The sequence below is a fragment of the Acinetobacter sp. genome, from assembly GCF_041911495.1.
Classification (GTDB): Bacteria; Pseudomonadota; Gammaproteobacteria; order Pseudomonadales; family Moraxellaceae; genus Acinetobacter.
Genome location: NZ_JAYROT010000001.1, coordinates 1 through 3,934 on the forward strand (window position 1 = coordinate 1; position 3,934 = coordinate 3,934).

The following is a 3,934-nucleotide window of genomic DNA, read 5'->3' on the forward strand; positions in this document are numbered from 1 at the left end:
ATTACTGAGTGTTGTGCCGACTTTTTGTTCTTTAACACTCACCACCTGACAACCTGTCAAACCGAGCATACTAATACTTAGCGCAACAAGGAGAGATTGTTGAAACATGAAATACCCCATCAAAATTTATTCAATTTTAAGAGCAGATTATTACACTTTTATTCCATGAGATGAATATAAAAAAGCCAGTTCGTAAACTGGCTTTGTAAGTATGATTTTGATCTTCAAAACAGACTTAACTGCCACGTTGCCACACGTTATAGCGACCACCTGATTCAATCTCTGTCACAAGACGGTCAACGATCGCAGATTCAGTAGGGTATTTCACTTTGTAATTCTTCAAAGTGGTCACGGCATTTTTCTTTTGTTCCAAACTCAAGTAGTTGTTTGCCATCGAAAGATACGCTTCTTGAATATCGGCTTCCATTGCAGTCTTCAGATAAGGTGTTGCTTCTTTGAATGCGCCACCTTCAGATAAACCAAAACCTAACCAAAAACTGGTTTCAGGATCATTTGGCTTCATCTTCAGCAAACGAGTCGCGTAGCTAAGTGCTTTAGGTCCATAAGTTTCACCCATATCAAGGTTTCGCGCCATATGGCTGGCTTTTGCTGCACGAAGCAAGATGTCATATGAGGCATTCGGCTGAACTGCATAACGATCAAGAGTATGAATGATGGATTTTAATTTATCCGTCATCCCACTTTTCTCACGTTTGACATCAAAGCGTGTAGGGTAATGACGTGCCTTGCCTTCCAAAATAGTCAGAAAATCATCAATATCGGTGACATCGAGCTCATTATCTTGTGCCAGTGCTGCAAACTTCATTGCTTTGTCATTACTATTATTGACAGGAATAATGAAGCGGTTTTGATCTAAAATGATTTCTTCTGAGTTTGGATTATTAGGATCAGCTTTGACACGAAGTTTGGTGAGTGGTGCATTGATTGATTTTTGTAGATTGACTTCGAACTCTGGCGGCGCAGTATAGTCTGCAGGATTCAGTGCATAATAAGGTGCAGAAACTTGCGGTTCGGTATAAACAATTGGCTCAAGTACAGCAGGTTGTTTATTTGCTTTTACCTGCGAGGTTGGGGTGGTGCTACAAGCCCCCAGAAAAAGACTACACAATACTGTTAAAGTGAAAATTGGTTTTATTTGCATGTTCATTCCATTCGTTCGAGCTGACACAAAGTCATCAGTCTAAGGAAAATTGTGTTGTGCTTCAAGATTTGTTCGGATTATCACGTAACGGATTGTTTAGTCAAAAACGAAATATCCATTGAAAAGGTAAATGCAATGAACATCTCAATATAATTCAATCAATGCGCTCAGGGTTTTGATTCGATACTCAAGTCATATTCCCGCTGTACTTCTTCAAGCACTAGTTTGTCTTGCTTGGATAGTGGTGTGAGGCGAGGGCGCTTAAATTCTGGATCGAGCTTGCTGAGTTGCGTACACATACGTTGTAGATGCGCTTCGTTCTTTTGTAAGCGATCAGATAATACACGCAAACTTTCCAGTACCGTATCAGGTTCACCTTGAGTCGCAGCGTAGGCTTGAAAATCGGCACATTCGTTATCTTGTGAAGACCTTTCGATGATTGGTTCTTCTTGTTTCATAATAAATCGTGCAGGATTGCCAACGACAGTGGTATTTGCAGGGACGGCTTTAGTCACCACGGCATTTGAGCCAACTTTAGCATTTTTGCCAACAGTAAATGGTCCAAGAATTTTCGCACCTGCACCAACGATCACGCCATCCTCTAAGGTTGGATGACGTTTACCTTTATCCCATGTGGTACCGCCTAAAGTCACCCCATGATACAGCGTGACATTATTACCAATCTCGGCAGTTTCACCGATCACCACACCCATACCATGATCGATAAAAAATCCTTGTCCAATCTTTGCAGCAGGATGAATCTCAATACCTGTAGCAAAGCGTGAAAATGCAGAGATTGCTCGTGCTGTACCTTTTAACTCTTTTTGCCACAATCCATACGCAACTCGGTGCATGACAATGGCGTGAAAGCCAGGATACGTGGTAACCACTTCCAAAATATTGCGAGCCGCAGGGTCACGATCAAACACTGCTTGGATATCTTGTTTAAGCTGTTTAAACATCGGGTTGATTTCCTTGAGTGTTCGGCTTTTCATCAGATTGATTTTTATCGCTTAGCTTTTCATCATTTGGAGTTTTGGTATTTTGCGGTTGCCATGTGCCTTTGCGTAAGGCTTGGACACGACTAAACACACCACGGAGCAAATGATACTCCATACGATCCAATTGTATCCGACCAAATAATCGACGTAAACGCAGTGGTAATAAGCGTGGATTTTCAGGATCTAAAAACTCAATATCGGCTAAGGTCTGCTCGAAATGCGGATAGAATTGTTGCATCTGATCTTGAGTCACTAAGGGTTCATCCCATTGCATGGACTGACCTTGTACCAAGTGCATGGCTTCGACTTTTTCTGCGCTTATTTCAACATCAGCATCATTGTTTTCGAGTGCATGATTTTGACTTTCAGCTTCAGCACGTTGTAAGCACGCTATTCTCAGCTCATAGCACACCACTTGTATCGCTTGTGCCACATTGAGTACACCATATTCAGGATTGACTGGAATGGTTAGGTGATAATTGGCAAGTGCCAGTTCTTCATTAGTCAAGCCACGATCTTCACGTCCAAACAGAATGGCCACCTGTTGATTTTTTTCTGTCGCATTGGCGATTTCAAGGCTAGCAGGGCGAACGTCCAAAATCGGCCAAGGAATAGTGCGACTGCGGGCACTGGTGCCAAATACCACATGACAATCCGCCAAGGCATCTTCAATCCGCTCAACCACTCGAATATGTTCGATCAAATCACTAGCACCTGCGGACAGCGCATCAATATCAGGGTGTGGATAATGCTTTGGCGCAACCAAAACCAAATGCTTTAATCCCATGGTTTTCATGGCACGTAAGGCTGCACCGATATTGGCAGGGAGAGTGGTATTGACCATCACGATACGGATATGATCAAGTAAATCAGTCGCTTGAGTAGACATATTTCCTTCAAATTTCAGAATATTTGATAAGTGTGGCTTGTGCGCATTTTATCGCATTAGGAATAGCGCATATCTTCGCTGTATTCAAAAGCCTCATCACTGCGCAACATACCATCCAACTCACTTGCATCAATTTGGCGATTTTGCTGTGATGGCGGTGGTGGTTCATCGATCACTTGATATTTCGGTTTCACCACTTGTGCAGCTTTTGATTTGACCTGATATTCCACTCGGATATGTTCTTTGCCCAAATGATCACGCAATTTCAGCATCAAATCATCCGTTGGTGTGACTTGCCATACTTCGCCAAGTTGCAATTCATAAGTTGCAAAGTGATTTTCCAATTGTAATTTGATCGGAATGTGTACCGCATTCGTAACCTGGCAAAATGGCTCAATCGCAGTGAGTAAATCATTGGCAAAATCTGCGCTTAACTCATCTTCATGGAAACGCAATTGAATGGCTTGGGCACGTTTTTCACGGATTTGATTAAGATTAAAGGCTTTGCTGAGTCTTCCAAGCGGGCGATCAAAACCTTCTCGCTCATAGATTTCACCTTCAATCACCACCACAGTTTCATTTTGGAAAAACTCTTTGTAGCGTTCAAAGCGTTCCCGATTGGTGGAAATTTCAAAACGCGCCGTACCATCGTCCAAGGTGATCATGGTGCGATTCGGGAAATGCGCCACATCTATAATCAGCCCTGCGATGACGGTGGTCTGTCCACGTCGTGTGGTACTGAGATTGTTCAATGTATTTGGAATAAAGCGTTTTAATTCATCTTTATACACATCGATCGGGTGACCTGTCAGATACAAACCGAGTGTGTCTTTTTCACCTTTCAGACGAACCTCATCGCTCCATGGTTTGATCGGTTTCAAT

3 protein-coding genes and 1 pseudogene are annotated in these 3,934 nt (G+C 42.6%); all 4 read right to left on the minus strand.

Annotation, left to right across the window (positions count from 1 at the left end; translation table 11 throughout):
* Positions 1–235 precede the first annotated feature (235 nt).
* Positions 236–1,162: an ABUW_2363 family tetratricopeptide repeat lipoprotein gene (locus ACE3PQ_RS00005; RefSeq protein WP_374294015.1), complete on the minus strand. Its 927-nt coding sequence runs from the start codon at positions 1,160–1,162 to the stop codon at positions 236–238.
* A 167-nt stretch (positions 1,163–1,329) separates the two neighbouring features.
* Positions 1,330–2,124 (minus strand): serine O-acetyltransferase, encoded by a 795-nt coding sequence (gene cysE, locus ACE3PQ_RS00010; RefSeq protein ID WP_374294018.1) that lies wholly within the window; start codon positions 2,122–2,124, stop codon positions 1,330–1,332.
* On the minus strand, positions 2,117–3,052 hold the full coding sequence (locus tag ACE3PQ_RS00015; protein ID WP_374294020.1) for an RNA methyltransferase: 936 nt from the start codon (positions 3,050–3,052) through the stop codon (positions 2,117–2,119). The genes cysE and ACE3PQ_RS00015 overlap by 8 nt, the downstream gene beginning before the upstream one ends.
* A 56-nt stretch (positions 3,053–3,108) precedes the next feature.
* Positions 3,109–3,934 (minus strand): annotated as a pseudogene (locus ACE3PQ_RS00020) (DNA polymerase III subunit alpha); the annotation flags it as partial.